The sequence below is a fragment of the Aeromonas sp. R5-3 genome (assembly GCF_040908225.1).
Classification (GTDB): Bacteria; Pseudomonadota; Gammaproteobacteria; order Enterobacterales; family Aeromonadaceae; genus Aeromonas; species Aeromonas dhakensis.
In genome coordinates, this window is record NZ_JBFODH010000021.1 from 167,849 (window position 1) to 194,495 (window position 26,647).

Annotated in this window: 25 protein-coding genes and 2 tRNA genes; 22 read left to right on the forward strand and 5 right to left on the reverse strand. The window is 59.2% G+C overall.

Annotation, left to right across the window (positions count from 1 at the left end):
• The first annotated feature begins 106 nt into the window (after positions 1-106).
• The 8 genes from ribE to AB5Y95_RS12680 all read left to right on the forward strand — a co-directional run bounded on the left by ribE (position 107) and on the right by AB5Y95_RS12680 (position 8,623).
• On the forward strand, positions 107-577 hold the full coding sequence (ribE, locus tag AB5Y95_RS12645) for a 6,7-dimethyl-8-ribityllumazine synthase (protein WP_010633100.1): 471 nt from the start codon (positions 107-109) through the stop codon (positions 575-577).
• Positions 578-591: 14 nt separating this feature from the next.
• Complete coding sequence (gene nusB / locus AB5Y95_RS12650) at positions 592-1,005, forward strand: transcription antitermination factor NusB (protein ID WP_005298096.1); 414 nt, start codon at positions 592-594, stop codon at positions 1,003-1,005.
• 198 nt (positions 1,006-1,203) lie between these two features.
• On the forward strand, positions 1,204-2,163 hold the full coding sequence (thiL, locus tag AB5Y95_RS12655) for a thiamine-phosphate kinase (protein WP_017784575.1): 960 nt from the start codon (positions 1,204-1,206) through the stop codon (positions 2,161-2,163).
• Complete coding sequence (locus AB5Y95_RS12660) at positions 2,160-2,654, forward strand: phosphatidylglycerophosphatase A (protein WP_043170267.1); 495 nt, start codon at positions 2,160-2,162, stop codon at positions 2,652-2,654. The genes thiL and AB5Y95_RS12660 overlap by 4 nt, the downstream gene beginning before the upstream one ends.
• Before the next feature lie 510 nt (positions 2,655-3,164).
• Entirely contained in the window at positions 3,165-4,889 is a 1,725-nt protein-coding gene (locus AB5Y95_RS12665; RefSeq protein ID WP_005298102.1) for an ABC transporter ATP-binding protein, read from the forward strand.
• A 59-nt stretch (positions 4,890-4,948) separates the two neighbouring features.
• Positions 4,949-6,505: an ABC transporter substrate-binding protein gene (locus AB5Y95_RS12670; protein WP_017765159.1), complete on the forward strand. Its 1,557-nt coding sequence runs from the start codon at positions 4,949-4,951 to the stop codon at positions 6,503-6,505.
• A gap of 99 nt (positions 6,506-6,604) precedes the next feature.
• Positions 6,605-7,579: an ABC transporter permease gene (locus tag AB5Y95_RS12675; RefSeq protein ID WP_010633104.1), complete on the forward strand. Its 975-nt coding sequence runs from the start codon at positions 6,605-6,607 to the stop codon at positions 7,577-7,579.
• Between the two features lie 102 nt (positions 7,580-7,681).
• On the forward strand, positions 7,682-8,623 hold the full coding sequence (locus AB5Y95_RS12680; protein WP_005298107.1) for an ABC transporter permease: 942 nt from the start codon (positions 7,682-7,684) through the stop codon (positions 8,621-8,623).
• Between the two features lie 78 nt (positions 8,624-8,701).
• Here the strand turns inward: AB5Y95_RS12680 and dxs are convergent, their stop codons facing one another.
• The 3 genes from dxs to xseB are packed head-to-tail and all read right to left on the reverse strand — an operon-like array spanning position 8,702 to position 11,731.
• Complete coding sequence (dxs, locus tag AB5Y95_RS12685) at positions 8,702-10,567, reverse strand: 1-deoxy-D-xylulose-5-phosphate synthase (RefSeq protein ID WP_010633106.1); 1,866 nt, start codon at positions 10,565-10,567, stop codon at positions 8,702-8,704.
• Positions 10,568-10,588: 21 nt separating this feature from the next.
• The gene (gene ispA / locus AB5Y95_RS12690; RefSeq protein ID WP_279462159.1) at positions 10,589-11,479 is read right to left on the reverse strand and encodes a (2E,6E)-farnesyl diphosphate synthase; all 891 of its coding nucleotides are present in this window, start codon (positions 11,477-11,479) and stop codon (positions 10,589-10,591) included.
• Positions 11,480-11,731 (reverse strand): exodeoxyribonuclease VII small subunit, encoded by a 252-nt coding sequence (gene xseB / locus AB5Y95_RS12695; protein ID WP_016351725.1) that lies wholly within the window; start codon positions 11,729-11,731, stop codon positions 11,480-11,482.
• 219 nt (positions 11,732-11,950) lie between these two features.
• On the opposite strand from xseB, the gene pomA reads away from it, so the two are divergent.
• The 3 genes from pomA (at position 11,951) to greA (ending at position 14,245) form a co-directional block, all read left to right on the forward strand.
• The gene (gene pomA, locus AB5Y95_RS12700; protein WP_005298116.1) at positions 11,951-12,709 is read left to right on the forward strand and encodes a flagellar motor protein PomA; all 759 of its coding nucleotides are present in this window, start codon (positions 11,951-11,953) and stop codon (positions 12,707-12,709) included.
• 8 nt (positions 12,710-12,717) lie between these two features.
• Complete coding sequence (locus AB5Y95_RS12705; RefSeq protein WP_005298118.1) at positions 12,718-13,614, forward strand: flagellar motor protein MotB; 897 nt, start codon at positions 12,718-12,720, stop codon at positions 13,612-13,614.
• Positions 13,615-13,768: 154 nt separating this feature from the next.
• Positions 13,769-14,245 (forward strand): transcription elongation factor GreA, encoded by a 477-nt coding sequence (gene greA / locus AB5Y95_RS12710; RefSeq protein WP_005298120.1) that lies wholly within the window; start codon positions 13,769-13,771, stop codon positions 14,243-14,245.
• A 47-nt stretch (positions 14,246-14,292) separates the two neighbouring features.
• Here the strand turns inward: greA and AB5Y95_RS12715 are convergent, their stop codons facing one another.
• Both AB5Y95_RS12715 and yhbY read right to left on the reverse strand, forming a co-directional pair.
• A complete protein-coding gene (locus AB5Y95_RS12715; RefSeq protein WP_368161255.1) occupies positions 14,293-14,886 on the reverse strand; it encodes a PilZ domain-containing protein in 594 nt (197 codons plus the stop codon).
• Positions 14,887-14,991: 105 nt separating this feature from the next.
• Positions 14,992-15,288: a ribosome assembly RNA-binding protein YhbY gene (yhbY, locus tag AB5Y95_RS12720; RefSeq protein ID WP_005298134.1), complete on the reverse strand. Its 297-nt coding sequence runs from the start codon at positions 15,286-15,288 to the stop codon at positions 14,992-14,994.
• 97 nt (positions 15,289-15,385) lie between these two features.
• On the opposite strand from yhbY, the gene rlmE reads away from it, so the two are divergent.
• The 11 genes from rlmE to infB all read left to right on the forward strand — a co-directional run bounded on the left by rlmE (position 15,386) and on the right by infB (position 26,618).
• On the forward strand, positions 15,386-16,015 hold the full coding sequence (gene rlmE / locus AB5Y95_RS12725; protein WP_005298136.1) for a 23S rRNA (uridine(2552)-2'-O)-methyltransferase RlmE: 630 nt from the start codon (positions 15,386-15,388) through the stop codon (positions 16,013-16,015).
• A gap of 45 nt (positions 16,016-16,060) precedes the next feature.
• Positions 16,061-18,010, forward strand: coding sequence for an ATP-dependent zinc metalloprotease FtsH (gene ftsH / locus AB5Y95_RS12730; protein WP_017765155.1), 1,950 nt, complete (start codon positions 16,061-16,063; stop codon positions 18,008-18,010).
• A 62-nt stretch (positions 18,011-18,072) separates the two neighbouring features.
• The gene (gene folP / locus AB5Y95_RS12735) at positions 18,073-18,918 is read left to right on the forward strand and encodes a dihydropteroate synthase (RefSeq protein WP_139752266.1); all 846 of its coding nucleotides are present in this window, start codon (positions 18,073-18,075) and stop codon (positions 18,916-18,918) included.
• A gap of 16 nt (positions 18,919-18,934) precedes the next feature.
• Entirely contained in the window at positions 18,935-20,269 is a 1,335-nt protein-coding gene (gene glmM / locus AB5Y95_RS12740) for a phosphoglucosamine mutase (RefSeq protein WP_005298142.1), read from the forward strand.
• A gap of 131 nt (positions 20,270-20,400) precedes the next feature.
• On the forward strand, positions 20,401-21,165 hold the full coding sequence (gene tpiA, locus AB5Y95_RS12745; RefSeq protein WP_005298144.1) for a triose-phosphate isomerase: 765 nt from the start codon (positions 20,401-20,403) through the stop codon (positions 21,163-21,165).
• Positions 21,166-21,492 (forward strand): preprotein translocase subunit SecG, encoded by a 327-nt coding sequence (gene secG, locus AB5Y95_RS12750; protein ID WP_042878330.1) that lies wholly within the window; start codon positions 21,166-21,168, stop codon positions 21,490-21,492.
• Between the two features lie 7 nt (positions 21,493-21,499).
• Positions 21,500-21,584: transfer RNA gene (locus tag AB5Y95_RS12755), tRNA-Leu, on the forward strand.
• A 92-nt stretch (positions 21,585-21,676) separates the two neighbouring features.
• Positions 21,677-21,753 (forward strand) — tRNA-Met (locus AB5Y95_RS12760).
• Positions 21,754-21,919: 166 nt separating this feature from the next.
• Positions 21,920-22,378, forward strand: coding sequence for a ribosome maturation factor RimP (rimP, locus tag AB5Y95_RS12765; RefSeq protein ID WP_005298148.1), 459 nt, complete (start codon positions 21,920-21,922; stop codon positions 22,376-22,378).
• 14 nt (positions 22,379-22,392) lie between these two features.
• Positions 22,393-23,895, forward strand: a complete 1,503-nt coding sequence (gene nusA / locus AB5Y95_RS12770) for a transcription termination factor NusA (RefSeq protein WP_005298150.1) — start codon at positions 22,393-22,395, stop codon at positions 23,893-23,895.
• Positions 23,896-23,915: 20 nt separating this feature from the next.
• Entirely contained in the window at positions 23,916-26,618 is a 2,703-nt protein-coding gene (infB, locus tag AB5Y95_RS12775) for a translation initiation factor IF-2 (RefSeq protein ID WP_005298153.1), read from the forward strand.
• The last annotated feature ends 29 nt before the right edge of the window (positions 26,619-26,647 follow it).

The following is a 26,647-nucleotide window of genomic DNA, read 5'->3' on the forward strand; positions in this document are numbered from 1 at the left end:
TCATGGCCGCTCGTTGCGGCCATGGTTTTTTGTCGTGGGTCTGTTGTGCTAGAATGTGCGCACTTTTGACTCCGGCCCTTTTGCTTTCACAGATACAGGATTTCCAATGAAGGTTATCGAAGGAAATATCGCCGCTCCTGAAGCGCGCGTTGCGATTGTCGTTGCTCGTTTCAACAGTTTCATCAACGACAGCCTGGTGAGTGGTGCACTGGACGTACTGAAGCGTCAAGGCCAGGTACAGGACAGTAACCTGACCCTGGTGAAAGTGCCGGGCGCGGTTGAAATGCCGCTGGTCATCAAGAAACTGGCCAAGAGCGGCAAGTATGACGCCATCGTGGCAGTCGGCACCGTCATTCGTGGCGGCACCTACCACTTCGATCTGGTCGCCAACGAGAACAGCAAGGGCATGGCCCAGGTAATGATGGAATATGAAATTCCGGTTGCCTTCGGCGTACTGACCACTGAAAACATTGAACAAGCCATCGAGCGTGCAGGTACCAAGGCGGGTAACAAGGGTGCAGAGGCTGCACTGGCAGCGCTCGAAATGATCAACGTCCTGAAAGAACTGGACGTGTAACGAGGAGAAATGCATTGAAACCGTCTGAGCGCCGCAAGGCCCGCCATTGCGCCACCCAGGCCATCTACCAGTGGCAGATGACCAAGGCCAACGTGGGCGACATCGAAGAGCAGTTCAAGATCGATCAGGACACCAAGGGTGTGGATCTGAACTACTTCCGCGATCTGCTGTTCGGGGTAGCCCTCCACTGCAACGAGCTGGACAAGGTCTTCGCACCTTTCCTCTCCCGTCCGCTGGAAGAAGTGGACATGGTGGACAAGGCGATCCTGCGTCTGGCGACCTATGAGCTGACCCGTCGTGATGATGTGCCGCCGCGCGTGGTGATCAACGAAGCGATCGAGCTGGCCAAAGCCTTTGCTGCCGATGACAGCCACAAGTTTGTCAACGGTGTACTGGACAAGGTGATCAAGTCGCTGGACAAGCGCTGATCCCTGCGTTCATCAGCATTCCATGCTGATCGATGCTCTGTCGCGAGCCGTCGTCAGCAAGGTGAAGCGCAGCGCCAGGCCGACGTGTATGGCAATACATGAAGAGCCCGGCAGCGACCAGCCTTGAACACGCTCTCGCAGCAAGAGCCGCAACAGCATCTAATAGAGGAGCCAGCTTAATCGCTGGCTTTTTACTGTATGGGTGAATTTGAGCTGATTGATAAGTACTTCAAGGTCCCCCACGCCCGCAAGGACGTGGTGATGGGCCCTGGAGACGACTGCGCCCTGCTGACCCTGCCCCCCGACACCCAGCTGGCGGTGAGCACGGATACCCTGGTGAGCGGCGTACACTTCTTTCCCGACATGGATCCGGTAGACCTCGGCTACAAGGCGCTGGCGGTCAATCTCTCCGATCTGGCTGCCATGGGCGCCGAGCCGCGCTGGGTATCGCTGGCGCTGACCCTGCCCACCGTCAACGAAGCCTGGGTGGCTGGTTTTGCGGAAGGCTTCCTCGAGCTTGCCGAATACTACAACGTGGCGCTGGTGGGCGGGGACATGACCCGCGGCCCCCTCTCCATCACGGTATCGGTCAAGGGCTCGGTGCCGGCCGGCCGTGCCCTGCTGCGCAGTGGTGCCAAGGCCGGCGACGGTGTCTATGTGACCGGCACCCTGGGCGATGCCGCGCTGGCGCTCTCCCACCTGCTGGCCAAGCGCACCCTCAACGAGAACCAACTGGCGGCCGTGCTGCCGCGCCTCGACCATCCCCATCCCCGCATTCTGGCCGGCCAGGCTCTGCGCGGACTGGCCAGCAGCGCGCTGGATCTCTCCGACGGCCTGGCCTCGGATCTCGGCCACGTGCTCAAGGCGTCGGGCGTGCGGGCCCAGATCGATCTCGGTCTGCTGCCGCTCTCACCCGTGCTGCAGGATGCGGTGAGCGAGCAGGATGCCTGGCAGCTGGCCCTGGCCGGCGGCGATGACTACGAGCTCTGCTTCACCGTGCCGGAGGAGCATCGCGGTGCGCTGGACACGGCGCTAGCCAACTGCGGCGTCAAGTTTACCCGCATCGGCCGCATCGTTGCCGGCGAGCCCGGCATCGACTATCTGCACGGCGAGCAGCCGGTCGAGCTGACGCTGAAAGGGTGGGATCACTTCGCATGAGCTGGTTCATGATAAAGCCCGAGTTGAAGCGGCTGAACCTCAGGAACCCGCTCCACTTCCTGGCGGTGGGGTTTGGCTCCGGCCTCTCGCCCAAGGCGCCCGGCACCATGGGGACGCTTGCCGCCATTCCGCTCTATCTGCTGGTGAGCGGCTTGCCGACCTTCTGGTTCATCGCCCTGCTGGTGGTGGGTTTCCTGATCGGCATCCGCATCTGTCAGAGCGCCACCGATGCCATCGGCATGCCGGATCACGGCGCCATCGTCTGGGACGAGGTCATAGGCTTTGGCGTCACCATGATAGCGGCGCCAGCCGGTTGGGAGTGGGTACTGGCCGGCTTCGTGCTGTTTCGCCTGTTCGACGTGCTCAAGCCCTGGCCCATCTCCTGGTTCGACCGCCGTATCCACGGTGGCTTCGGCATCATGCTCGACGATCTCATCGCCGCCCTGTTCGCCCTGTTTTGTATGCAATCGCTGGCATACTGGCTGGGGTGACGGGGATTACGAGGGGGAATGCAGCGCTGGCATCCCCCTATTTATCTCTGTTTAGTTTTCATTCATCGGCATATGCTGCCGTTAAAAAATCATTTCACATAAATATTCACTACTCATTCGAGGCTTGAGACTATTGTGTCAATAGTGAATATTCCCGCCTGTTACACCCTTGTTGAAAGTAAAAGCACTAGATCGTCATTTATGTGGTCATAAAGTCTGGGTATGTGATTGTAGTCATCATTTATGACTGTCGAGCTGGCTGCTAACTGAGCAAAGTATTGCGAAATTGTATAACCCGATCATTTACACTCGCCGTCAAACCGTCTAAGTTACTCGCGGGTTATTCCAAAAAAATGCAAAAAACCCGCCCGGATCGCTGGTTTCGTTGTCTCATGGATTGAGCGTTTAGTCGTCATATCAAACACTCACGATCACGCCAAGGCACGACCGGCATCTGCGGCCGATTTACGGACGAATTATTTGGGACGGATGTCCCCCGCAGAGGTAACCATGTCCTTGCTCGAAGTGAAAAACTTGCGGATCGAGTATCCCTCCCGCTACGGGGTACTGGCCGCAGTGAAGGATCTCTCTTTCTCCATCGAAAAAGGGGAAATCGTCGGCGTCGTGGGTGAGTCCGGTGCCGGCAAATCCACCATCGGCAACGCCGTCATCGATCTCCTGAGCCCACCGGGTCGCATCGCCCGTGGCGATATCTACCTCAATGGCGAGCTCATCTCCGGCAAGAGCCAGAACGAGATGCGGGCCATTCGCGGTTCGCGCATCGGTTTCATCTTTCAGGACCCCATGACCTCCCTCAACCCGCTGTTCACCGTCGAACATCAGCTGGTTGAAACCATCCTCGCCAACACCGACCTGTCCCGTGAGGCTGCCTTTGCCAAGGCACTCGAGCTGATGAAGGCGGTCGGGATCCCGAGCCCGGAGCTGCGCATCAAGCAGTATCCGCACCAGTTCTCCGGTGGCATGCGCCAGCGGGTGGTCATCGCCATCGCCCTCTCCGGCGATCCCGAGCTCATCATCGCCGACGAGCCGACCACGGCGCTGGATGTCTCCATCCAGGATCAGATCCTCCAGCTCATCCGCACCCTCTGCAAGGAGCGGCAGGTGGGCTGCATGCTGGTGACCCACGACATGGGCGTGGTCTCCAACGTCACCGACAAGGTGGCGGTCATGTATCGCGGCGATCTGGTGGAGTTCGGCACCACGGAACAGGTGCTGGGTCGCCCCAACCATCCTTATACCCGCAGCCTCATCTCGGCGGTGCCCCGCTCGGACGTGAAGCTGGTGCGCTTCCCGCTGGTCTCCTATATCGAGGATGCCGGTGCGGCGGATACCAGCATCGATCTCAAGACCCACTGGCTCGGCCAGAGCCAGGACGAACGCGCCTATGAAGGGGCGCTGCTGCGGGTGGAGAACGTGGATCTGAAGTTCGTCACCAAGGACTCCTTCTTCCCGAGCCGTCGCCAGTATGTACGGGCCTGCAACAACATCAGCTTCGAGATCTTCGAAGGTGAGACCTTCGGCCTGGTGGGGGAGTCTGGCTCCGGCAAATCCACCATCGCCCGCGCCATCACCGGCCTCTATCCGCCCGATACCGGCAAGATCTTCTTCGAGGGGATCGATCTCACCGCCCTCAAGGGCGAGCATGAGCGTCGCCCGCTGCGTCGCCAGATGCAGATGGTGTTCCAGAACCCTTATTCGTCGATGAACCCGCGCATGAAGGTGCGCGACATCATTGCCGAGCCGATTCGCTTCCACAAGCTGGCGAGCAGCGAGAGCCAGATCGCCGGCATAGTGGGGGATCTGCTGGATCACGTTGGCCTCGGCCGCGGCGCCGGGGTCAAGTATCCCCACGAGTTTTCCGGCGGTCAGCGTCAGCGCATCTCCATCGCCCGGGCCCTGGCGACCCGGCCCCGTTTCCTCATCTGCGACGAGCCCACCTCGGCGCTGGATGTGTCGGTGCAGGCCCAGATCCTGAACCTGCTCAAGGATCTGCAGCAGGAGCTTGGCCTCACCATGCTGTTCATCAGCCACGATCTGCCGGTCATCCGCCAGATGTGCGATCGCATCGGCGTGATGCAGCACGGTCACCTGGTGGAGGTGGCCGAGACCGAGAAACTGTTTACCAATGCCGAGCATGAGTACAGCCGCAAGCTGATCTCCCTCATGCCGGAGTTCAAGGGAATGTCCCGCGAGGGGCTGGAAATCGCAAGCTAGGAAAGCACCGGCTCGCCGGTATCTATGTCAATAAAAAAGCCAAAAGCATGGAGAAAACAATGAAAAAAGGATTGTCCAAGATTGCACTGGCGCTGTTTGCCGCTGGTTTCGCCTTTAACGTCTCCGCTGTCGACATCAAGGTCGGTGTCGCCTCTGACGCCACCTCGCTGGACCCGCAGGAGCAGCTCTCCGGTCAGACCCTGGAGATGTCCCACCTGGTGTTCGATCCGCTGATGCGTTACACCCAGGACCTGAAATTCGAGCCGCGCCTGGCCGAGAAGTATGAGCGTATCGACGACAAGACCGTCCGCTTCTTCCTGCGCAAGGGCGTCAAGTTCCACTCCGGCAACGACTTCACCGCCGACGACGTGGTATGGACCGTCAACCGTCTGAAGTCCTCCGTCGACTTCAAAGCCATCTTCGACCCCATCGCCGAAGTGAAGAAGGTCGATGAGTACACCGTGGATCTCGTCACCGCCAAGCCGTTCCCGCTGGTGCTGCAGACCGTGACCTACATCTTCCCGATGGACTCCAAGTTCTATACCGGCAAGACAGAGGCGGGCAAGGACAAGGGCGAGATCGTCAAGAACGGCGACTCCTACGCCTCCACCCACGTCTCCGGTACCGGCCCGTTCAGCGTCAAGTTCCGCGAGCAGGGCGTGAAGCTGGAGTACGTGCGCAACGCCAACTACTGGGACAAGGCCTCCAAGGGCAACGTTGACAACCTGACTGTGGTCCCCATCAAGGAAGACGCCACCCGCGTGGCGGCCCTGCTGGGTGGCGACGTGGACATGATCTACCCGGTTGCACCGAACGATCTGGAGCGCGTGAAGAACGGCAAGGACACCCAGCTGGTGACCCTGTCCGGTACCCGCGCCATCATCATCGAGCTGAACCAGAACACCAACCCGGCGCTGAAAGACAAGCGCGTGCGTCAGGCGATCAACTACGCCATCAACCAGGTGGGTATCGTCGAGAAGATCAACAAGGGCTTTGGCACCCCCGCCGGCCAGCTGAGCCCGAAAGGCTATGCCGGTCACAACGAGGCGCTCAAGCCCCAGTATGACCTGGCCAAGGCCAAGGAGCTGATGAAGGAAGCCGGCTACGAGAAGGGCTTCAAGATGAGCTTCATCTCCCCGGCTGCCCGCTACGTCAACGACGTCAAGATTGCCCAGGCCGTCTCCGCCATGCTGGCCAAGATCAACATCAAGGTGGATCTGAAGACCATGCCAGTGGCCCAGTACTGGCCGGAGTTTGACAAGTGCGCCGCGGACATGCAGCTGATCGGCTGGCACTCCGACACCGAAGATACCGCGAACTTCTTCGAGTTCCTGACCTTCACCAAGGATGCCAAGACCGGCATGGGCCAGTACAACTGTGCCGGCTATGCCAACGCCGAGGCTGACAAGCTGGTCGAGCAGGCCAATGCCGAGACCGACCCGGCCAAGCGCGCCGAGATGCTGAAGAAGGTCGAAGCCATGCTGATCGACGACGCCGCCTACGTGCCGCTGCACTGGGAAGATCTGGCCTACGGCGCCAAGAAGAACGCCGACATCAAGCCGGTGGTCAACGTAATGAACTTCCCTTACCTGGGTGACCTGGTGGTCGGCAAGTAAGCGCAAGTCGCAAGGAAGGACGGGGCGGGGTGGTCAGCCGGCCACCCCGCCTGCTAACAGAAGCCTGTGCCATGACACAGGCCACGTAGAAGGACAAGCATGTTTACATTCCTGCTGAAACGGTTCTATCAGGCCGTGATAGTGATGTTCGTCATCAGCCTGGTCGCCTTCTCCATCCAGGACAACCTGGGGGATCCGCTGCGCGAGCTGGTGGGACAATCCGTCTCCGAAGCCCAGCGCCACGAATTGCGCGAGAAGATGGGCCTCAACGATCCTTTCCTCGTCAAATACAGCCGCTTCTTGAAGAACGCGGTACACGGGGATCTGGGTACTTCCTACTTCTTCAAGCGACCCGCTCTCGAGGTTATCCTCGACAAGCTGGTGGCTACTCTTGAGCTGGTGTTTGGCGCTGCGCTGATCATCGTGGTGGTCTCCATTCCGCTTGGGGTCTACTCGGCGATCCGCCCGCACAGCATACCGACCAAGATCATCATGGCGGGGAGCAGCATCGGCATCTCGATCCCGGTGTTCCTGACCGCCATCATGCTGATGTACCTCTTCTCCATCCAGCTGGGCTGGCTGCCGGCCTACGGCCGCGGCGAGACCTACAACCTGCTGGGCTGGGAGTCGGGCTTCTTCACCTGGGACGGCATCAAGCATCTGATCCTGCCCTGTGTGGCGCTCTCCTCCATCATGCTGCCGCTGTTCATCCGGCTGGTGCGCTCCGAGATGCTGGAGCAGCTCTCCTCCGAGTACGTCAAGTTCGCCCGTGCCAAGGGGCTGGACAACAACAAGGTCTACTATCAGCACGCCCTGAAGAACACCATGCTGCCGGTCATTACCGTCGGTGGGGTGCAGATCGGTACCATGGTGGCTTACACCATACTGACCGAGAGCGTGTTCCAGTGGCCGGGGACCGGCTTTTTGTTCCTTGAGGCGATCCACCGGGTCGATACGCCCCTCATCACCGCCTACGTCATCTTCGTCGGGCTCATTTTCGTGGTGACCAATACCCTGGTCGACCTGCTCTACGGGTTGATCAACCCGACCGTCAACCTGACCGCCAAGGGGTAACAGATGACTAATGCTGTGACTGTGAGCCGCCGTTTGACATGGTGCAACCACGCGGGTTTTGCCATCAACCCGGCTATCTACCTGGCAACGAAGGGGTAACGCATGACTAATGCTGTAACTGCAAGCCCAAGCCGTTGGGCCCGATTCAAAAATTCCGACATCGTCTACTACTTCCTGCGGGACAAGGTAGCCATGTTCAGCTTTGCGGTGTTCGTGGTATTCGTGCTGGCCGCCATGCTGGCGCCTTGGCTCGCCCCGTACAACGTCTATGACCAGACCAGCTTCGATCTGATGGATGCCGAACTGCCGCCCTCCTGGCTGGCAGGGGGTGAGGAGCGTTTCTGGCTCGGTACCGACAACCAGGGTCGCGACATCTGGAGCACCATCCTCTATGGCGCCCGCATCTCGCTCACCATAGGTCTGTTCGCGGTGGGGCTGCAGCTGGTGCTGGGCATCGTCATCGGCCTGCTGGCCGGCTACTTCGGTGGCCGCATCGACAGCCTGCTGATGCGCTTTGCCGATGTGCAGCTGTCGTTTTCCACCATGATGGTGGCGATCATCATCTCCGCCATCTTCCAGGCTACTTTTGGCTCCGAGTTCTACTCGAAGTTCGCCATCCTGATGCTGGTGGTGATCATCGGTATCGCCGAGTGGCCGCAGTACGCCCGAACCGTGCGCGCCTCGGTGCTGGCGGAGAAGAAAAAGGAGTATGTGGAAGCGGCCAAGGTGATGGGCTTTCGTGCCCCGCGGATCATGTTCCGTCATATACTGCCGAACTGCCTGTCGCCGATCCTGGTCATCTCCACGGTGCAGGTGGCCAACGCCATCATGAGCGAGGCGGCGCTCTCCTTCCTGGGGTTGGGGATGCCGGTGGATCAGCCGTCGCTGGGCTCGCTCATCAGCGTAGGCTTCAACTACATCTTCTCCGGCTCCTGGTGGATCACCGCCTTCCCGGGCATCTGCCTGGTGGTGCTGGTGCTGGTCATCAACCTGTTGGGTGACTGGCTGCGGGATGTGTTCAATCCCAAGCTCTACAAGGGCTGATGGTCACAGATAAACAAACGAGACAGACAAACAAAAAGGGCGCCATAACGGCGCCCTTTTGCTGTGTGTGCTGAGGGATCAAGCCTGCAGCCACTGCTCGATGCTGCGCTGGATGCCGGCGCCATCGAGCCCCAGCAGTGCGTAGATCTCCTCCTGGGTACCCTGCTCCACGAAGCGATCCGGCAGGCCGAGGTTGAGCACCGGCTTGCACTGTTTGCTGCGCATCAGCAGTTCGTTCACCGCAGAGCCCGCGCCACCCATGATGGCGTTGTCCTCGAGGGTGACGAACTGATCGTGGGTCGCGGCCAGGGAGAGCACCAGCGCCTCGTCCATCGGTTTGACGAAACGCATGTCCACCAGGGTGGCATCGAGCGCCTCGGCTGCCGCTTTGGCCTGTTGCAGCAGGGTGCCGAACGCCAGGATGGCGGTGCCTTTGCCCTGACGGATGATGCGGCCCTTGCCGAGCGCCAGCGCCTGCATCTCGCTCTCCACCTGGATGCCGGTGCCGCTGCCGCGGGGGTAGCGTACCGCCGCCGGCCCGTTGCACTGATAGCCGGTGTAGAGCATCTGACGGCACTCGTTCTCGTCGGACGGGGTCATGATCACCATGTTGGGCACGGTGCGCAGGAAGCTGATGTCGAACGCCCCCTGATGGGTCGGGCCGTCGGCCCCCACCAGACCGGCCCGGTCGATGGCGAACAGCACCGGCAGCTCTTGCAGCGCCACGTCGTGGATCAGCTGGTCGTAGGCGCGCTGCAGGAAGCTCGAGTAGATGGCGACCACCGGCTTCTGGTCGGCGATGGCGAGACCGGCGGCGAAGGTGACCGCGTGCTGCTCGGCGATGGCCACGTCGAAGTAGCGATCCGGATACTGCTGGCTGAACTTCACCAGGCCGGAGCCTTCGCGCATGGCCGGGGTGATGCCGACCAGCCGCTCATCCTTGGCTGCCATGTCGCACAGCCACTGGCCGAAGATGGCGGAGAAGCTCGGCTTGCCGCCGCTCGACTTGGGCAGGGTGCACTCGTCCGGATTGAATTTGGGCACGCCGTGATAACCGATGGGATCCTTCTCTGCGGGCTCGTAGCCCTTGCCCTTCTTGGTTTTGACGTGCAGCAGCTGCGGCCCCTTGAGATTGCGCATGTTGCGCAGGGTCTCGACCAGAGCCTCAATGTCGTGGCCGTCGATGGGACCTATGTAGTTGAAGCCGAACTCCTCGAACAGGGTGCCGGGCACCACCATTCCCTTGAGGTGTTCCTCTGCCCGCTTGGCCAGCTCCTTGACTGGCGGCAGGCCGGCCAGCACCTTCTTGCCACCCTCGCGGATGGTGGTGTAGAGCTTGCCGGACATGATGCGGGCCAGGTGGTTGTTCAGTGCCCCGACATTCTCGGAGATGGACATCTCGTTGTCGTTGAGCACCACCAGCATGTCCTTGTGAACATCGCCGGCGTGATTGAGCGCCTCGAACGCCATGCCGGCGGTGATGGCGCCATCGCCGATCACCGCCACCACCTTGCGCCCCAGCCCTTCGCTCTCGGCCGCCACGGCCATGCCGAGCGCCGCACCGATGGAGGTGCTGGAGTGACCGACGGAGAGCACGTCATACTCGCTCTCGCCGCGCCAGGGGAAGGGGTGCAAACCGTCTTTCTGGCGGATGCTCTGCATCCGATCGCGGCGACCGGTCAGGATCTTGTGGGGATAAGCCTGGTGGCCCACGTCCCACACCAGTCGATCGAACGGGGTGTTGTAGACGTAGTGCAGCGCCACCGTCAGTTCGACGGTGCCGAGCCCGGAGGCAAGATGACCACTGGAGCGACTCACCGAACGCAGCAGATATTCACGCAGTTCGTTGCACAGCACAGGCAGTCGCTCGAAGGGCAGGGATCGCAACTCGACCGGCGTATCCGCGAGGGCCAGGTTGGGGAAATTGCTTATATCAACGCTCATATTGTTACTGTTATCCAGCGTTTAGTGGGTTCGCTCGATGATGTAATCGGCAAACGCTTCCAGAATGTCGGTATTGTAGGGCAAAGATTGCAAGGCTGTTAAGGCTTTACCATGCAGTTCGCGAGCCAGCTCACGGGCATTGTCGAGCCCCAGCAGTGCCGGATAGGTACTCTTTTCCAGCGCCAGATCGGAACCTTGTCGCTTGCCGAGGGTGGCGGTATCGCCCGTGATGTCGAGGATGTCATCCTGCACCTGGAAGGCGAGACCGATGGCGGCGGCGTAGGTTTGCAGCGCGCTCAGGGTAGTTTCATCCACATCGGCCTTGCACAGGGCACCGAGCGCCACGGCGCACTCGATGAGGGCCCCGGTCTTGTGGCGGTGTACCTGTTCCAGCTCGGCCAGGGTGATCTGACGCCCCTCTGCCTGCAGATCCAGCGCCTGGCCACCGCACATGCCGAGATAACCGGAGGCGCGCGCCAGCCGGCTCAGCATCCGCACCCGGTTGGTCAGCAGTGAATCCGGCATCGGGTGATCGGCCAGAATGGAGAAGGCCAGGGTCTGCAGGGCGTCGCCGGCCAGGATGGCGGTGCCTTCATCAAACGCCTTGTGCACCGTCGGCTGACCGCGACGCAGATCGTCGTCATCCATGGCGGGCAGATCGTCGTGCAGCAGGGAGTAGGCGTGGATGCACTCCACCGCGGCGGCGGGGCCGTCCAGCAGCTCGCTCTTGACGCCCAGCATCTCGCCGACGGCGTAGACCAGAAAGGGGCGCACCCGCTTGCCACCCAGCAGCAGGCCATAGCGCATGGCATCGCGCAGGCGGGGGGCCATGGGTGGCAAGGATTCAAGTTGTGCAGAGAGACAGTCGTCAATACGTTGCCGGTGCAGGCGGGAAAAATCGTCCAGCGTCACTCACTCCTCTCCTTGCTCTGGCTGGAAGGGAACTGCCTGCTCGCTGCCATCGGCCTGAGTCAGCAGGATCTGGATCTTCTGCTCGGCCTGCTCCAGCTTCTGCTGGCCGGCTCGTACCAGGTGAATGCCCTGTTCGAACTGCTTGAGGGCCTCTTCCAGCGGCAGGGAGCCCTGTTCCAGTTGATGAACTATGGTTTCCAGCTCTTCCAGAGTGGCATCAAAACTCAGGCGGTCGATTTTTTTACTGGCCATGTCCATCCTCGGGGATTGAAAAAAACGGCTTATCTTAACATCGACGGCGGGCAGGGGGGAGGCAGAAAAATGCCATCGGCTTAAACTCTCGGAAAAGTGGCCGATAATAAGCCATCTTCCAAAGGGGAAAATGGTAGCGGCCCTTGCCGCTGGTGAGCCAATAGCAGAAAATTCAACAAACTACAGATACAACAAATTTCAGCTGACAGGAGTAGGGATGTGGATCTAGGTAGTCTGATTGGCATAGTGCTGGGATTTGGGGTGGTCATCTATGGCATGCTGCTGGGTGGCCCTGTGGGGATGTACATTGACGTTCCTTCAATCTGCATCACGGTGTTAGGCTCCATCTTTATCGCCATGATGAAGTTCAACATCGGCCAGTTCCTGATGGCGTTCAAGGTGGCCGGCAAGGCATTCATGTACAAGGGAGACAAGCTCGACGATCTGATCGTCAAGGCAGTCGAGCTGGCCGATGCGGCCCGCAAGGGCGGTTTTCTGGCGCTGGAAGCGGCCGAGGTGCCCAACCCCTTCATGAAAAAGGGCATCGACATGCTGGTGGACGGTCACGATGCCGACGTCATCCGTGCCGTGATGGAAAAAGACATAGAGCTCACCGCCGAGCGCCATGTCATCGCCATCAAGGTGTTTCGCTCGCTGGGGGATCTGGGGCCGGCCATGGGGATGATAGGTACCCTAGTCGGGCTGGTGGCCATGCTGGCCAACATGAGCGATCCCAAATCCATCGGCCCGGCCATGGCGGTAGCCTTGCTCACCACTCTGTACGGCGCCATCGAGGCTAACATGCTTGCCATCCCCATCGCCGACAAGCTGGAGCTGCGCAGCGGTGAGGAGAAGCTGAGTCGCTGCCTGGTGCTGGACGCCATCATGGGTATTCAGGATGGCCAGAATCCGCGGGTGATCCAGTCCATGTTGCAGAACTACCTCAACCAGTCGAAACGCAACAATGGCGATGAATAGGGGGATGTATGTCTGATTGCAAATGTCCACCCCCCGGGCTGCCCGGTTACATGGGGACTTTCGCCGATCTGATGTCGCTCTTGATGTGCTTCTTCGTGCTGCTGCTCTCGTTTGCCGAGATGGATGTGCAAAAGTTCAAGCAGATTGCCGGCTCCATGGAGAAGGCGTTCGGGGTGCAGAACATCCTTGAGGTGAAGGACATCCCCAAGGGAACCTCCGTCATTGCCCAGGAGTTCAGACCGGGTCGTCCGGAACCGACGCCCATCGATACCATCATGCAGCAGACCATCGACATGACCCAGACCGAGCTGGAGTTCCAGCCCGGTGATGCCGACAAGGCTGGTGGTCATGACAAGAGCGAAGACAAGCTGGTGGGGGGCGACACCCAGCAGGAGGCGCAGAAACAGCAGCAGGAGCAGTCCAATGCGCTGGCCAAGGCGCTGGCGGATCAGATGAAGGCGCAGATCCAGGATGGGGCGATCGAGATTGAGGCGCTGGGCCAGCAGATCATCATCCGGATCCGCGAGAAAGCCGCCTTCCCGGCGGGTTCCGCCTTCCTGCAGCCCCAGTTCTGGCCGGTGGTGCGCAAGGTTGCCGCCTTGCTCAAGGATGTCCCCGGCGAGATCACCATCTCCGGTCATACCGACAACGTGGCCACTGAGGATGAGCTGTTCCAGTCCAACTGGGAACTCTCCTCCCAGCGGGCGGTGGCGGTGGCTCACCAGATGATCAAGGTGCCCGGTTTTGATGGCAGCCGGCTGGTGGTGCAGGGCATGGCGGATACTCAGCCGCTGGTGCCCAACACGACACCGGAGAACCGGCGCATGAACCGGCGGGTGGAGATCTCCATCATGCAGGGCAAACCGACGGTATCTGCGCCGATCAGTGCCCAGGAGCAGAAATAGTCATAGACAATTGTGATGGCAAAGCGCGATCTGCCTCGCAGGGACCGACATGGATTTTGTGCCGGCTTCATATTAAGATGCCTCATCCGAACCGACAGCTGCGGCTCTCTCTGATAGCCGCAGCTTCTCTTTTCAAGCAACCCAGGTTTCGACTATGAATCATACTCCGATGACTGTTCGCGGCGCTGAAAAGCTGCGTGAAGAGCTCGAATATCTCAAGACCGAGCTTCGTCCGCAGATTATCGAAGCGATTGCAGATGCCCGTGAACATGGTGATCTGAAAGAAAACGCCGAATATCATGCTGCCCGCGAGCAGCAAGGCTTCTGTGAAGGCCGTATCCAGGAAATTGAGAGCAAGCTCTCCAACGCCCAGGTGATCGACGTCACCAAGATGACCAACAATGGTCGTATCATCTTCGGGGCGACCGTGACGCTGCTCAAGAGCGAGACGGAAGAAGAAGTGGTCTACCGCATCGTGGGTGACGACGAGGCGGACATCAAGCAGAACATGATCTCCGTGAATTCGCCCATTGCCCGCGCCCTGATCGGCAAGGAAGTGGACGATGTCGCCATCGTCAAGACGCCGTCCGGCGACGTGGAGTACGAGATCCTAGAAGTCGCCTACCTCTGAGGTAGCGACCAGCCAGCAACAGGGGAGCCCGGCTCCCCTGTTTGTATTCAGCGGGGCTGATAAGCCTGGGTGAAGGCGTCCTGATGGCGCTGAAACATCCAGCCGCGCAGCTGTTCAAGATCCTCTCTGGCCATCCGGAAGTGCAGTGCCCAGCCCTGTATGCCGTTGCGACGGTGGATCCGCCTGACCGGCTCTGCGCTGAGGGGCAGAGGAGGGAGACCTTCGATCAGCAGGGTGCCTGCCAGCGTGGTATCCATGGTCAGCTCCGCCGGCAAGCCTTCCACCACCAGCCCGTCCAGCGACAGGCTGTGCACCAGGTAGTCCTCTTCTCCCATCTGGAAACGGGCCTGTTCATCCAGCCGCCAGGTGCGCGGATGAGGGTAACCCAGCTCCTTGATGACGGGGGCGGCGATGCGTGGTTCGACAAAGCCGTCATCGCCCTGAGTGAAACGCAGTGGGAAACGGAGCTGGTGTCCGGCGAAGCGGGCTTCCAGCACCAGCTGGTCGGCGCGTTGCAACAGGCCAAGCAGGGGAGTGGCGAGATAACCGCTCAGGGGTTGTCCGGCGGCCGTCTCCTGATCGTTTCCCAAGTCCCGTAGCATGGCCAGTTCATCTTCGGTGAGAATCTGATGGTGATCCATAGCGGGTTTCCACGAGTATTCATCGCAGGTTAAGGGCCTGGCGACTACTTTGGCAAGCGACTTGGGAAGAGAGAAAATGAGAGGAAAGAGCGATGCTCTTTCCTGTTACTTGCGGGGCAGTTGGATTTTCGGCTCGTTAGCTTGACGGTAGATGGTCAGCACGTGGCCGATGCTCTGTACTTTCACCGCGCCGGTTTCACGGACGATGGCATCCATAACCAGCTGTTTCATCTCACGATCTTCAGACGCAACCTTAACCTTGATCAGCTCGTGGTGGTTGAGCGCCAGATCGATCTCGGCCAGCACACCTTCGGTCAGACCGTGTTGTCCCAGCAGGACAACCGGCTTCAGACTGTGGGCAAGGCCCTTGAGGTACTGTTTCTGTTTATTGTTGAGAATCATGGCAATTTCTTCATAAGTCAGGGTTGAAAGGGGCGTATTCTACCCCCACTTAGCCCTTAATACTAATAACCCTTGTGGTTTTTTAAAGTCGACAATCATGACCCAGAAAAAACATTCCCCCAGTTCAACCCGCTGGTTAAAAGAGCATTTTGACGATCAATACGTCAAGAAAGCCCAGAAGTTGGGGCTGCGTTCCCGTGCCGTGTTCAAGATCGACGAAATCCAGGGCAAGGACAAACTGCTCAAGCCCGGCATGACGGTGGTGGACCTGGGGGCGGCCCCCGGTGGATGGTCCCAGTTTGCCATCGATCAGGTTGGTGACAAGGGCCGGGTGATCGCCTGCGATATTCTGCCGATGGATTCCATCGCCGGTGTCGATTTCCTGCAGGGAGACTTTCGGGAGGAAACTGTACTGGGAGCCCTGCTTGAGCGGGTCGGTCCGGACAAGGTTGACGTCGTCATGTCCGACATGGCACCCAACATGAGCGGTACCCAGCAGGTGGATCAGGCCCGTTCCATGTATCTGGTCGAACTGGCGCTGGACATGTGCAATCAGGTCCTGCGTTCCAACGGCAGTTTCGTGGTCAAGGTATTTCAGGGGGAGGGGTTTGACATCTATCTCAATGAAATCCGTAAGCTTTTCTCTGCTGTCAAGATTCGTAAACCAGACTCGTCTCGTGCCCGTTCACGAGAAGTCTACATTGTGGCTACCGGTTTTAAACTGTAGTACCCTAACCTTCATCGTTAACTGTCAGTCTGCGAGGTTACTGATTTGAGTGACATGGCGAAAAACCTAATCCTGTGGCTGGTCATCGCCGTCGTGTTGATGTCGGTGTTCAATAGCTTCAGCCCCAGCGATACCACCAGTCGCCAGCTGGACTATTCCAGCTTCGTTAAAGAAGTGACCCAAGAGCAGATCCGTGAAGTACGGATGGATGGCAAGGTCATTAATGGCGTCAAGCGCACCGGTGAACGCTTCACCACCATCATCCCGGCGCCGGATCCCCAGCTGCTCAACGACATGCTCAATCACAATGTCAAAGTGATGGGCGAGAAGCCGGAAGAGCCGTCTCTGATCACCTCCATCTTTATCTCTTGGTTCCCGATGCTGCTGCTGATCGGTGTCTGGGTCTTCTTCATGCGTCAGATGCAGGGCGGCGGTGGCAAAGGTGCCATGTCGTTTGGCAAGAGCAAGGCTCGCCTGATGAGTGAGGATCAGATCAAGACCACCTTCGCCGACGTAGCCGGTTGCGATGAGGCCAAGGAAGAGGTCAAGGAGCTGGTCGATTATCTGCGCGACCCGAGCAAATTCCAGAAACTGGGCGGCAAGATCCCGACCGGCGTACTGCTGGTAGGTCCTCCCGGTACCGGTAAGACCCTGCTGGCCAAGGCCATTGCGGGTGAGGCCAAGGTGCCTTTCTTCACCATTTCGGGCTCAGATTTCGTCGAGATGTTCGTGGGTGTGGGTGCCTCCCGGGTACGCGACATGTTCGAGCAGGCCAAGAAATCCTCCCCCTGCATCATCTTCATCGATGAGATCGACGCCGTCGGTCGCCAGCGTGGCGCCGGTCTGGGCGGTGGTCACGATGAACGCGAGCAGACCTTGAACCAGATGCTGGTCGAGATGGACGGCTTTGAGGGCAATGAAGGCATCATCGTCATCGCCGCTACCAACCGTCCTGACGTACTGGATCCTGCCTTGCTGCGTCCGGGCCGTTTCGACCGGCAGGTCGTGGTCGGTCTGCCGGATGTGCGTGGCCGCGAGCAGATCCTCAAGGTGCATATGCGCAAGGTGCCGCTGGCGGATGACGTCAACCCGGCGCTGATCGCCCGCGGTACCCCAGGTTTCTCCGGCGCCGATCTGGCCAACCTGGTCAACGAAGCCGCTCTGTTCTCCGCACGTGAAAGCCGCCGCGTGGTGTCCATGGCCGAGTTCGAGAAGGCGAAGGACAAGATCATGATGGGCGCAGAGCGTCGCTCCATGGTGATGAAAGAGTCCGAGAAGGAGATGACGGCTTATCATGAAGCGGGTCACGCCATCATTGGTCGCGTGGTACCGGATCATGACCCTGTCTACAAGGTCTCCATCATTCCGCGCGGCCGTGCGCTGGGTGTGACCATGTACCTGCCGGAACAGGATCGCTGGAGCCACTCCAAGCAGCATCTGGAGTCCATGATCTCCAGCCTGTACGGTGGCCGTCTGGCGGAAGAGCTGATTTACGGTGCCGAGAAGGTATCGACCGGTGCATCCAACGACATCGAGCGTGCCACCGACATCGCCCGCAAGATGGTGACCCAGTGGGGTATGTCCGAGCGTCTCGGTCCCATGCTCTATGCGGAAGAAGATGGCGAGGTGTTCCTCGGTCGCAGCATGGCCAAGGCCAAGCACATGTCCGATGACACTGCCCGCATTATCGATGCCGAGGTCAAGCAGGTGATCGACCGCAACTACGACCGTGCCAAGCAGATCCTGCTGGATAACATGGACGTGCTGCACAGCATGAAAGATGCGCTGATGAAGTACGAAACCATCGATGCCAAGCAGATCGATGATCTGATGGCTCGTCGCGAAGTGCGTGCTCCCAGCAACTGGCATGACGAGCACGGCGATACCCCGCAGGGTGGCGCGACTGTTGCACCCGAGCCCAAGCCGACCGTGACCGAGGCGGAACAGGTTGCCGATGTCGATATCGACAAGGCCAACGACCTGCCTGCCAAATAAGTCGTGATGATACAAACCCCGGGCTGGCCCCGGGGTTTTTCTTTATGTCCATGGAAGTGAAGATGCAGCTAATCAGCAAGGGGCTCAGCCTCTCCCTCGAACGTCCCCATGTCATGGGGATCCTCAATGTGACACCGGACTCCTTCTCCGACGGCGGTCATTTCAACCAGCTGGAGCGTGCGATGACCCATGCGCGCCAGATGGTGGCGGAGGGGGCAACCCTCATCGACATCGGTGGTGAATCGACCCGTCCCGGCGCTCCCGACGTGAGCGAACAAGAGGAACTGGACAGGGTCCTTCCCGTGGTGGAGCACATGGCGCGTGAGCTCGACGTGATGATCTCCCTCGACACATCCAAGGCGGCGGTGATGCGGGAGGGCTGCGTGGCGGGGGCCCATCTTATCAACGACGTACGAGCCCTGCTCGAACCAGGGGCGCTGGCTGCGGCCGCCGCTGCCGACGTCCCTGTGTGTCTGATGCACATGCAGGGGCAACCGAGAACCATGCAGGCCGAGCCCCATTACGATGACCTGTTGGGGGAGGTGAGAGCCTTCTTTGATGAGCGGATCGCCGCCTGCTTGACGGCCGGCATCGCTCGTGAACAGCTGCTGCTGGACCCTGGCTACGGTTTTGGCAAGACCCTTGCGCATAACTATCAGCTGCTGGCACAGCAGGAGTCATTGCTCGATTACCAGCTGCCGCTCTTGGTCGGCATGTCGCGAAAGTCTATGATAGGCAACTTGCTCGGTCGCCCGGTTGATGAACGGCTGGCCGGCAGCCTGGCCTGTGCCCTTGTCGGGATGCAGCGTGGTGCCCGGATCATCCGGGTGCACGATGTGCGAGCGACCATGGATGCTCTGCGCACTGGCTGGATGGTCATGACGGGACAAGATTTCATATCTAAATAAAAATCGAGAACAGACTATGGCAAGAAAGTATTTTGGCACCGACGGTGTACGCGGCAAGGTGGGTGAATACCCGATCACTCCCGACTTCGTGATGAAACTGGGCTGGGCTGCGGGCAAGGTGCTCTCCAAGAAGGGTACCCGCAAGGTGCTGATCGGCAAGGATACCCGTATCTCCGGCTACATGCTGGAGTCGGCGCTGGAAGCGGGTCTTTCCGCCGCCGGTCTCAAGGCCATTCTGATGGGCCCCATGCCCACCCCGGCCGTTGCCTACCTGACCCGCACCTTCCGTGCCGAGGCAGGCATCGTGATCAGTGCTTCCCACAACCCCTATTACGACAACGGCATCAAGTTTTTCTCCGCCGATGGTACCAAGCTGCCTGACGAGGTCGAGCTGGCCATCGAAGCCGAGCTGGATCACGAACTGAAGTGCGTGGAGTCCGCCGAGCTTGGCAAGGCGCTGCGCATCGACGATGCGGCCGGTCGTTACATCGAATTCTGCAAGAGCACCTTCCCCTCCAATCTGAGTCTGGAAGGGCTGAAGATGGTGGTGGATTGCGGTCATGGCGCCACCTATCACATCGCGCCTTCCGTATTCCGCGAGCTGGGAGCCGAGGTGATCGCCATCGGTTGCAGCCCGGATGGTCTCAACATCAACGATGGCGTCGGCTCCACCGCCCCGGAGGCGCTGGCGGCCAAGGTGCTGGAGTGCAAGGCTGATCTCGGTGTCGCCTTCGACGGTGATGGCGATCGCCTGGTGATGGTGGATCACACCGGCTACATCATCGACGGTGACGAGATCCTCTACATCATCGCCCGCGATGCCCTGCGTAACGGTCGCCTCAAGGGCGGTGTTGTCGGCACTCTGATGGCCAACATGGGGCTGGAGCTGGCGTTGCAGACCCTGGGCATTCCGTTTGCCCGTGCCAAGGTGGGTGACCGCTATGTGCTGGAGATGATGAACGAGAAGGGCTGGCGCATCGGTGGCGAGAACTCCGGTCACATCATCTGCTTGGATCAGACCACCACCGGGGATGGCATCGTCGCCGCCCTGCAGGTGCTGACCGCCATCTGTACCGCGGAGATGCCGCTGGCCAAGCTGCGCTCCGGCATGAACAAGTTCCCGCAGGTGCTGGTCAACGTGCGCTTTGCCGAAGGCAAGGATCCGCTGGCGGCTGACGCTGTACAGCAGGAAGTGGCCAGGGTGGAACAGGAGCTGGCCGGTCGTGGCCGTGTGCTGCTGCGCAAGTCCGGCACTGAACCCCTGATCCGCGTCATGGTGGAGGGGGAGCACGAGCAACAGGTGCGCGATATGGCACAACGCATTGCACAACAGGTTGAATCGGCGTTTTAATGAACAAACGGGGCGGCTTTTTAGCCGCCCTGGTTGTATCTTGTTCAAACGATTCAAAAATTTAAAAATAGCGCTTGTCAGCTGACAATCCTCTGGATATTATCAGCCCCGCTTTCGCAAGGGAGTTGCCGATGGGACATCGCAAGCCGTTTGTAGCAGCCAACTGGAAGTTGCACGGTAGTAGGTCGCAGTTAGAGCAGTTTGCCGGCCAATGCCTGAAAGGTATTGGTGAGCAGGTAGACGTGGTCTTGTGTCCATCCCATGTGCATCTCGACTTCACGGCCGCTCTGCTCGGTGAGCAGAGGGTGATGAAGTTGGGGGCTCAGAATGTGAGCCAGCACAGACAGGGCGCTTACACGGGTGAGGTCTCGTGTCAGATGCTGGTCGAGGCAGGGTGTCGATACGTATTGGTAGGGCACTCCGAGCGCAGGCGTCTCTTTGGTGAGACCAGTTTTATCGTCGCAGAGAAGTTTGCGGCGGCCAGGTCGGCAGGACTTGTTCCAATCCTCTGTTTGGGCGAGTCGGGTGCTGCAAGGCAGGCAAGAAGAACCTTCGAGGTGATTGCCGAAGAACTGGATATCGTCATAGAGAAAAATGGCGCGATGGCTTTCGATAATGCTATCATCGCCTACGAGCCGATTTGGGCTGTAGGTACAGGTAAATGCGCCACACCCGAGCAGGCACAAGAGGTTCATTCCTTTATACGTGGTCGCTTGGCGGAGGATACTCCGGTCATAGGTGAGAAAGTCAGAATCATCTATGGTGGGAGCGTGACACCGGCCAATGCGAGAGAGTTGTTTGCCCAGCCCGACGTTGACGGCGGCCTGATTGGTGGAGCAAGTCTCGATGACCAGACGTTTTTAGGAATTGTTGAAGCGGCAAAGGGTGCAAGTTAAATGTACGAGATTCTTTTGGTCGTTTATCTGCTGGTATCACTGGCTCTGATTGGTCTGGTGATGATTCAGCAAGGTAAAGGGGCTGACATGGGCGCCTCCTTCGGCGCAGGGGCATCGAATACCGTATTCGGCTCCGGTGGTTCAGGAAGTTTCCTGACCCGCACAACAGCGATTTTGGCTACTTTGTTCTTTTTGATTAGCCTGGTGCTTGGCTCTATGTCCAGCAACAAGGTCAAACAGGGTAGTGAATGGGAAAATCTGCAACAGACCCAACAGGTTGAGCAGAGCAAATCGCCAGTAAAGAAAGACACTGACGTTCCCGAGTAAGAGTTTTGCCGTGGTGGTGGAATTGGTAGACACGCTATCTTGAGGGGGTAGTGCTCTAGGGTGTGCGGGTTCGAGTCCCGCCCACGGCACCAATTAAGCAGTAAGCCTGGGTGACCAGGTGTGTTATAGCCAGTCAGTCTTGTGTGACGAGAGTGAAGTGGCTATAATCTCGCACGATTTCGGACGCGGGGTGGAGCAGCATGGTAGCTCGTCGGGCTCATAACCCGAAGGTCGTCGGTTCAAATCCGGCCCCCGCAACCAAATTTCACGCATTTCCTACGCTCAGGAAGGCGGTCGCTGCGAGGCGACAATCAGGGTAAAGCGCCAAGCCCCGATTTGACATCGGGGCTTTTTGTTATGTGCAATTTACTCTGAATCTATTTCTATCTGGGCTTTATGCCCTTTTTTTGTTTTTCGGAGGGTGACTTTGGCTACGTTGGAACAACGTTTGACCGATCTGCTCGAGGCTCCTGTCGTTGCCTTGGGTTTTGAACTGTGGGGTATCGAGTTTATCCGTGCGGGTAAACACTCCACCTTGCGCGTCTACATCGACGGCGAGCATGGCGTGAGCGTCGAGAACTGTGCAGAAGTCAGCCATCAGGTTGGCGCCATCATGGACGTCGAGGATCCCATCACCGAGGAGTATTACCTCGAGGTGTCCTCCCCGGGTCTGGATCGTCCCCTGTTCAAGGTTGCCCAGTTCGAAAAATACGTTGGCCAAGAGGCGGCGGTTTCGCTTCGGATGGCAACAAACAACCGCCGCAAGTTCAAAGGCGTAATCAAAGCCGTGCAGGGCGACATGATCACTCTGACGGTAGATGGTAAGGACGAAGTGTTGGCTTTCACCAATATCCAAAAAGCGAACATAGTGCCGAACTTTGGTTAACGAGGCTATCGGATATGAATAAAGAGATTTTGCTGGTCGTTGACGCAGTGTCCAACGAGAAGGCGGTTCCCCGCGAGAAGATTTTCCAGGCTCTGGAAACCGCACTGGCGACGGCGACCAAGAAAAAATATGAAGGCGAGATCGAAGTTCGGGTAGAGATCGATCGCAAGACCGGCGACTACGACACCTATCGCCGCTGGGTCGTCATCGCGGATCAGGCCGCCATGGAGAACCCCTACGCCGAGATCACCCTGGAAGCGGCGCAGATCGAGCAGCCGGATATCCAGATCGGTGAATATGTTGAAGATCAGATCGACTCCGTCACCTTCGACCGCATCACCACCCAGACCGCCAAGCAGGTCATCGTGCAGAAAGTGCGCGAAGCCGAGCGTTCACAAGTCGTTGACCAGTTCAAGGACAAAGAAGGCACCATCATCAGTGGCGTGGTCAAGAAGAGCAACCGCGACAACGTGATCCTGGATCTGGGCAGCAACGCCGAGGCCGTGATCTTCCGTGACGACATGCTGCCGCGCGAGACCTTCCGTCCGGGCGACCGCATCCGTGGTCTGCTCTACGCTGTGCGTCCGGAAGCCCGTGGTTCCCAGCTGTTCGTCAGCCGCTCCAGCCCGGACTTCCTGAAAGAGCTGTTCCGCATCGAAGTGCCGGAAATCGGCGAAGAGATGATCGAAATCATGGGCGCCGCCCGTGATCCTGGTTCCCGCGCCAAGATCGCGGTGAAGACCAACGATCGCCGCATCGACCCGATCGGTGCCTGTATCGGTATGCGCGGTGCCCGCGTTCAGGCGGTCTCCGCCGAGCTGAGCGGCGAGCGCGCCGACATCGTGCTGTACGATGACAACCCGGCCCAGTACGTGATCAACGCCATGGCGCCGGCCGATGTGGCCTCCATCATCGTCGATGAAGACAACCACACCATGGACATCGCCGTGGAAGCCGCCAACCTGGCTCAGGCCATCGGCCGCAACGGTCAGAACGTGCGTCTGGCCTCCCAGCTGACCGGTTGGGAACTGAACGTGATGACCGTCGAGGACATGCGTGCCAAGCACCAGGCCGAAAACGACCGCATCATGAACCTGTTCACCAGCACCCTCGACATCGATGACGATTTCGCCGGCCTGCTGATGGAAGAGGGCTTCTCCACCCTGGAAGAGATCGCCTTCGTACCGGTCAACGAGCTGCTGGCCATCGACGGTCTGGATGAAGACATGGTCGAAGAGCTGCGCAAGCGTGCCAAAGACGCCCTGACCACCAAGGCGCTGGCCAAAGAAGAATCCTTTGAAGGTGTTGAACCTTCCGAAGAACTGCTCAATCTGAACGGCCTCGGCCGTGAAATGGCGTACGCCCTGGCCGCTCGCGGCATCGGTACCCTGGAAGATTTGGCAGAGCAAGGCATCGATGACCTTGCTGATATCGAAGGGCTGACCGCCGAGAAGGCCGGTGAGCTGATTATGGCTGCTCGCAATATCTGTTGGTTCGGAGAAGAGCAGTCTAGTTAAGATCAAACGGAGGAAAATGAATGGCAGAAGTATCAGTCAAACAACTTGCCACTGACATCGACACACCGGTTGATCGTCTTCTCCAGCAGTTTGTCGATGCCGGTATCAGCAAGAGCAAGGCCGACGACATGGTCAGCGAGTCTGAGAAACAGACTCTGCTGACTCACCTGAAGAAACAGCATGGAGGTGACGAGGTCGCCGCACCTGCCCGCATGACCTTGCAACGCAAGACCAAGAGCACCATCAGTGTTCAGGGGACTGGCGGCAAGAACAAGGAAGTGCAGGTAGAAGTGCGCAAGTCTCGCACCTATGTAAGACGCTCGGCGCTGGAAGATGAACAGCGTCAGGCGGAAGCCGAGGAAAAAGCGCGTTTGGAAGCAGAAGAAAAAGCTCGTCGCGAAGCCGAAGAGAAGGCTCGTCTCGATGCTGAAGAGAAGGCTCGCCGTGAGGCTGAGCAGGCTCGTCGTGAAGCTGAGGAAAAGGCGCGGATCGAGGCACAACAAAAGGCTCGACAGGCTCAACAGCCCGCCAAAGCAGCCAGTAGCACAGCTCAGCAAGAGGCAGAAAAGATGGCCAAGCGCGAAGCAGAAGAACTGAAGCGCCAACAGGAACAAACAGCTTTGCAAAAGGCTGAAGAACTCGCCGCCAAGAAAGCCGAAGAGGCTCGCGTCATGGCGGAACAGAACGCAGCCCGCTGGGCTGAAGAAGAAGCCGCTCGCGCCAAAGAGAGCAGCGATTACCATGTGACCACCTCCAAGCACGCCCAGGCTGCTGAAGATGAACTGGATCGCAAGGAAGAGACCAGCCGCCGCACCGCAGCTGCTGCCAAGGGGCCGAAGAAGGCCGGTCGCCGCGACGACGATCGCAACGACCGCAACTCCCGTGACCCGCGCGCCCGTAAAGGCAAGCGTGGCAAGGTGGCTACCCCGAATGCGATGAAGCACGGCTTCAACAAGCCGGCTGCCGCCGTCAACCGTGACGTCATCATCGGCGAGACCATCACTGTGGCAGAGCTCGCCAACAAGATGGCCGTCAAGGGTGTTGAAGTCATCAAGGTGATGATGAAGATGGGTGCCATGGCCACCATCAACCAGGTGATCGACCAGGAGACCGCTCAGCTGGTCGCCGAGGAGATGGGTCACAAGGTGGTGCTGCGTCGTGAGAACGAGCTGGAAGAGGCGGTGCTGTCCGATCGTGACGAAACCTCCGAAGCCAAGCCGCGCGCGCCGGTCGTGACCATCATGGGTCACGTTGACCACGGCAAGACCTCGCTGCTGGACTACATCCGTAAAGCCAAGGTGGCTGCCGGTGAAGCCGGTGGTATTACCCAGCACATCGGTGCGTACCACGTACAGACCGACAGCGGCATGATCACCTTCCTGGATACCCCGGGTCACGCGGCGTTTACCTCCATGCGTGCTCGTGGTGCCAAGGCAACCGACATCGTGGTGCTGGTCGTTGCAGCAGACGACGGCGTGATGCCGCAGACCATCGAAGCCATCCAGCACGCCAAGGCTGCCGGTGTGCCGCTGGTTGTTGCGGTCAACAAGATCGACAAGCCGGAAGCGGATCCGGATCGCGTCAAGACCGAGCTGGCCCGCTACAACGTCATGTCCGAAGACTGGGGTGGTGACTGCCAGTTCGTGCACGTCTCCGCCAAGTCTGGCGAAGGCATCGACGACCTGCTGGAAGCCATTCTGATCCAGGCTGAAGTCCTGGAGCTGAAAGCCGTGGTTGACGGCATGGCCAACGGCGTCGTGATCGAGTCCTTCCTCGACAAGGGCCGTGGTCCGGTTGCCACCGTGCTGGTACAGGAAGGTACCCTGCGTCAGGGCGACATCGTGCTGTGTGGTCTCGAATACGGCCGTGTCCGTGCCATGCGTGATGAGCTGGGTCGCGAGATCAAGGAAGCGGGTCCGTCCCTGCCGGTGGAAATCCTCGGCCTGTCCGGCGTTCCCTCTGCCGGTGACGAAGCCACCGTTGTGCGTGACGAGAAGAAAGCCCGTGAAGTGGCGCTCTATCGTCAGGGCAAGTTCCGCGAAGTCAAGCTGGCTCGCCAGCAGAAGGCCAAGCTGGAGAACATGTTCGCCAACATGACCGAAGGCGAAGTGTCCGAAGTGAACGTGGTGATCAAGGCCGACGTACAGGGTTCCGTGGAAGCGATCTGCGATGCGCTGGTCAAGCTCTCCACCGACGAAGTGAAGGTGAAGATCGTCGGTTCCGGCGTGGGTGGTATCACCGAGACCGACGCCACTCTGGCGGCCGCGTCCAGCGCCATCCTGGTGGGCTTCAACGTCCGTGCCGATGCCTCTGCTCGCAAAGTCATCGATGCCGAGAGCCTGGATCTGCGTTACTACTCCGTCATCTATGACCTGATCGACGAAGTGAAGCAGGCCATGAGCGGCATGCTGGCCCCCGAGTACCGTCAGGAAATCATCGGTCTGGCCGAAGTGCGCAGCGTCTTCAAGTCACCGAAGTTCGGCGCCGTTGCCGGCTGTATGGTTACCGAAGGTGTGGTCAAGCGTTCCAACCGCATTCGCGTTCTGCGCGACAACGTGGTTATCTATGAAGGCGAGCTGGAATCCCTGCGTCGCTTCAAGGATGACGTCAACGAAGTCAAGAACGGCTACGAGTGTGGTATCGCGGTCAAGAACTACAACGACGTACGCGAAGGCGACCAGATCGAAGTTTACGAGACCGTTGAAATCCAACGGACTCTGTAAGCCAAGAGTCAGATTAAATAGGGGGCCGC

Excerpts from the sequence above, each read along its gene's own strand:
- ribE (WP_010633100.1), top strand. The coding sequence starts at position 107 with ATGAAGGTTATCGAAGGAAATATCGCCGCTCCTGAAGCGCGCGTTGCG.
- thiL (WP_017784575.1), top strand. The coding sequence starts at position 1,204 with ATGGGTGAATTTGAGCTGATTGATAAGTACTTCAAGGTCCCCCACGCC.
- AB5Y95_RS12660 (WP_043170267.1), top strand. The coding sequence starts at position 2,160 with ATGAGCTGGTTCATGATAAAGCCCGAGTTGAAGCGGCTGAACCTCAGG.
- AB5Y95_RS12665 (WP_005298102.1), top strand. The coding sequence starts at position 3,165 with ATGTCCTTGCTCGAAGTGAAAAACTTGCGGATCGAGTATCCCTCCCGC.
- AB5Y95_RS12670 (WP_017765159.1), top strand. The coding sequence starts at position 4,949 with ATGAAAAAAGGATTGTCCAAGATTGCACTGGCGCTGTTTGCCGCTGGT.
- AB5Y95_RS12675 (WP_010633104.1), top strand. The coding sequence starts at position 6,605 with ATGTTTACATTCCTGCTGAAACGGTTCTATCAGGCCGTGATAGTGATG.
- AB5Y95_RS12680 (WP_005298107.1), top strand. The coding sequence starts at position 7,682 with ATGACTAATGCTGTAACTGCAAGCCCAAGCCGTTGGGCCCGATTCAAA.
- dxs (WP_010633106.1), bottom strand. The coding sequence starts at position 10,567 with ATGAGCGTTGATATAAGCAATTTCCCCAACCTGGCCCTCGCGGATACG.
- xseB (WP_016351725.1), bottom strand. The coding sequence starts at position 11,731 with ATGGCCAGTAAAAAAATCGACCGCCTGAGTTTTGATGCCACTCTGGAA.
- AB5Y95_RS12705 (WP_005298118.1), top strand. The coding sequence starts at position 12,718 with ATGTCTGATTGCAAATGTCCACCCCCCGGGCTGCCCGGTTACATGGGG.
- greA (WP_005298120.1), top strand. The coding sequence starts at position 13,769 with ATGAATCATACTCCGATGACTGTTCGCGGCGCTGAAAAGCTGCGTGAA.
- AB5Y95_RS12715 (WP_368161255.1), bottom strand. The coding sequence starts at position 14,886 with ATGGATCACCATCAGATTCTCACCGAAGATGAACTGGCCATGCTACGG.
- yhbY (WP_005298134.1), bottom strand. The coding sequence starts at position 15,288 with ATGATTCTCAACAATAAACAGAAACAGTACCTCAAGGGCCTTGCCCAC.
- rlmE (WP_005298136.1), top strand. The coding sequence starts at position 15,386 with ATGACCCAGAAAAAACATTCCCCCAGTTCAACCCGCTGGTTAAAAGAG.
- folP (WP_139752266.1), top strand. The coding sequence starts at position 18,073 with ATGCAGCTAATCAGCAAGGGGCTCAGCCTCTCCCTCGAACGTCCCCAT.
- glmM (WP_005298142.1), top strand. The coding sequence starts at position 18,935 with ATGGCAAGAAAGTATTTTGGCACCGACGGTGTACGCGGCAAGGTGGGT.
- tpiA (WP_005298144.1), top strand. The coding sequence starts at position 20,401 with ATGGGACATCGCAAGCCGTTTGTAGCAGCCAACTGGAAGTTGCACGGT.
- secG (WP_042878330.1), top strand. The coding sequence starts at position 21,166 with ATGTACGAGATTCTTTTGGTCGTTTATCTGCTGGTATCACTGGCTCTG.
- nusA (WP_005298150.1), top strand. The coding sequence starts at position 22,393 with ATGAATAAAGAGATTTTGCTGGTCGTTGACGCAGTGTCCAACGAGAAG.
- infB (WP_005298153.1), top strand. The coding sequence starts at position 23,916 with ATGGCAGAAGTATCAGTCAAACAACTTGCCACTGACATCGACACACCG.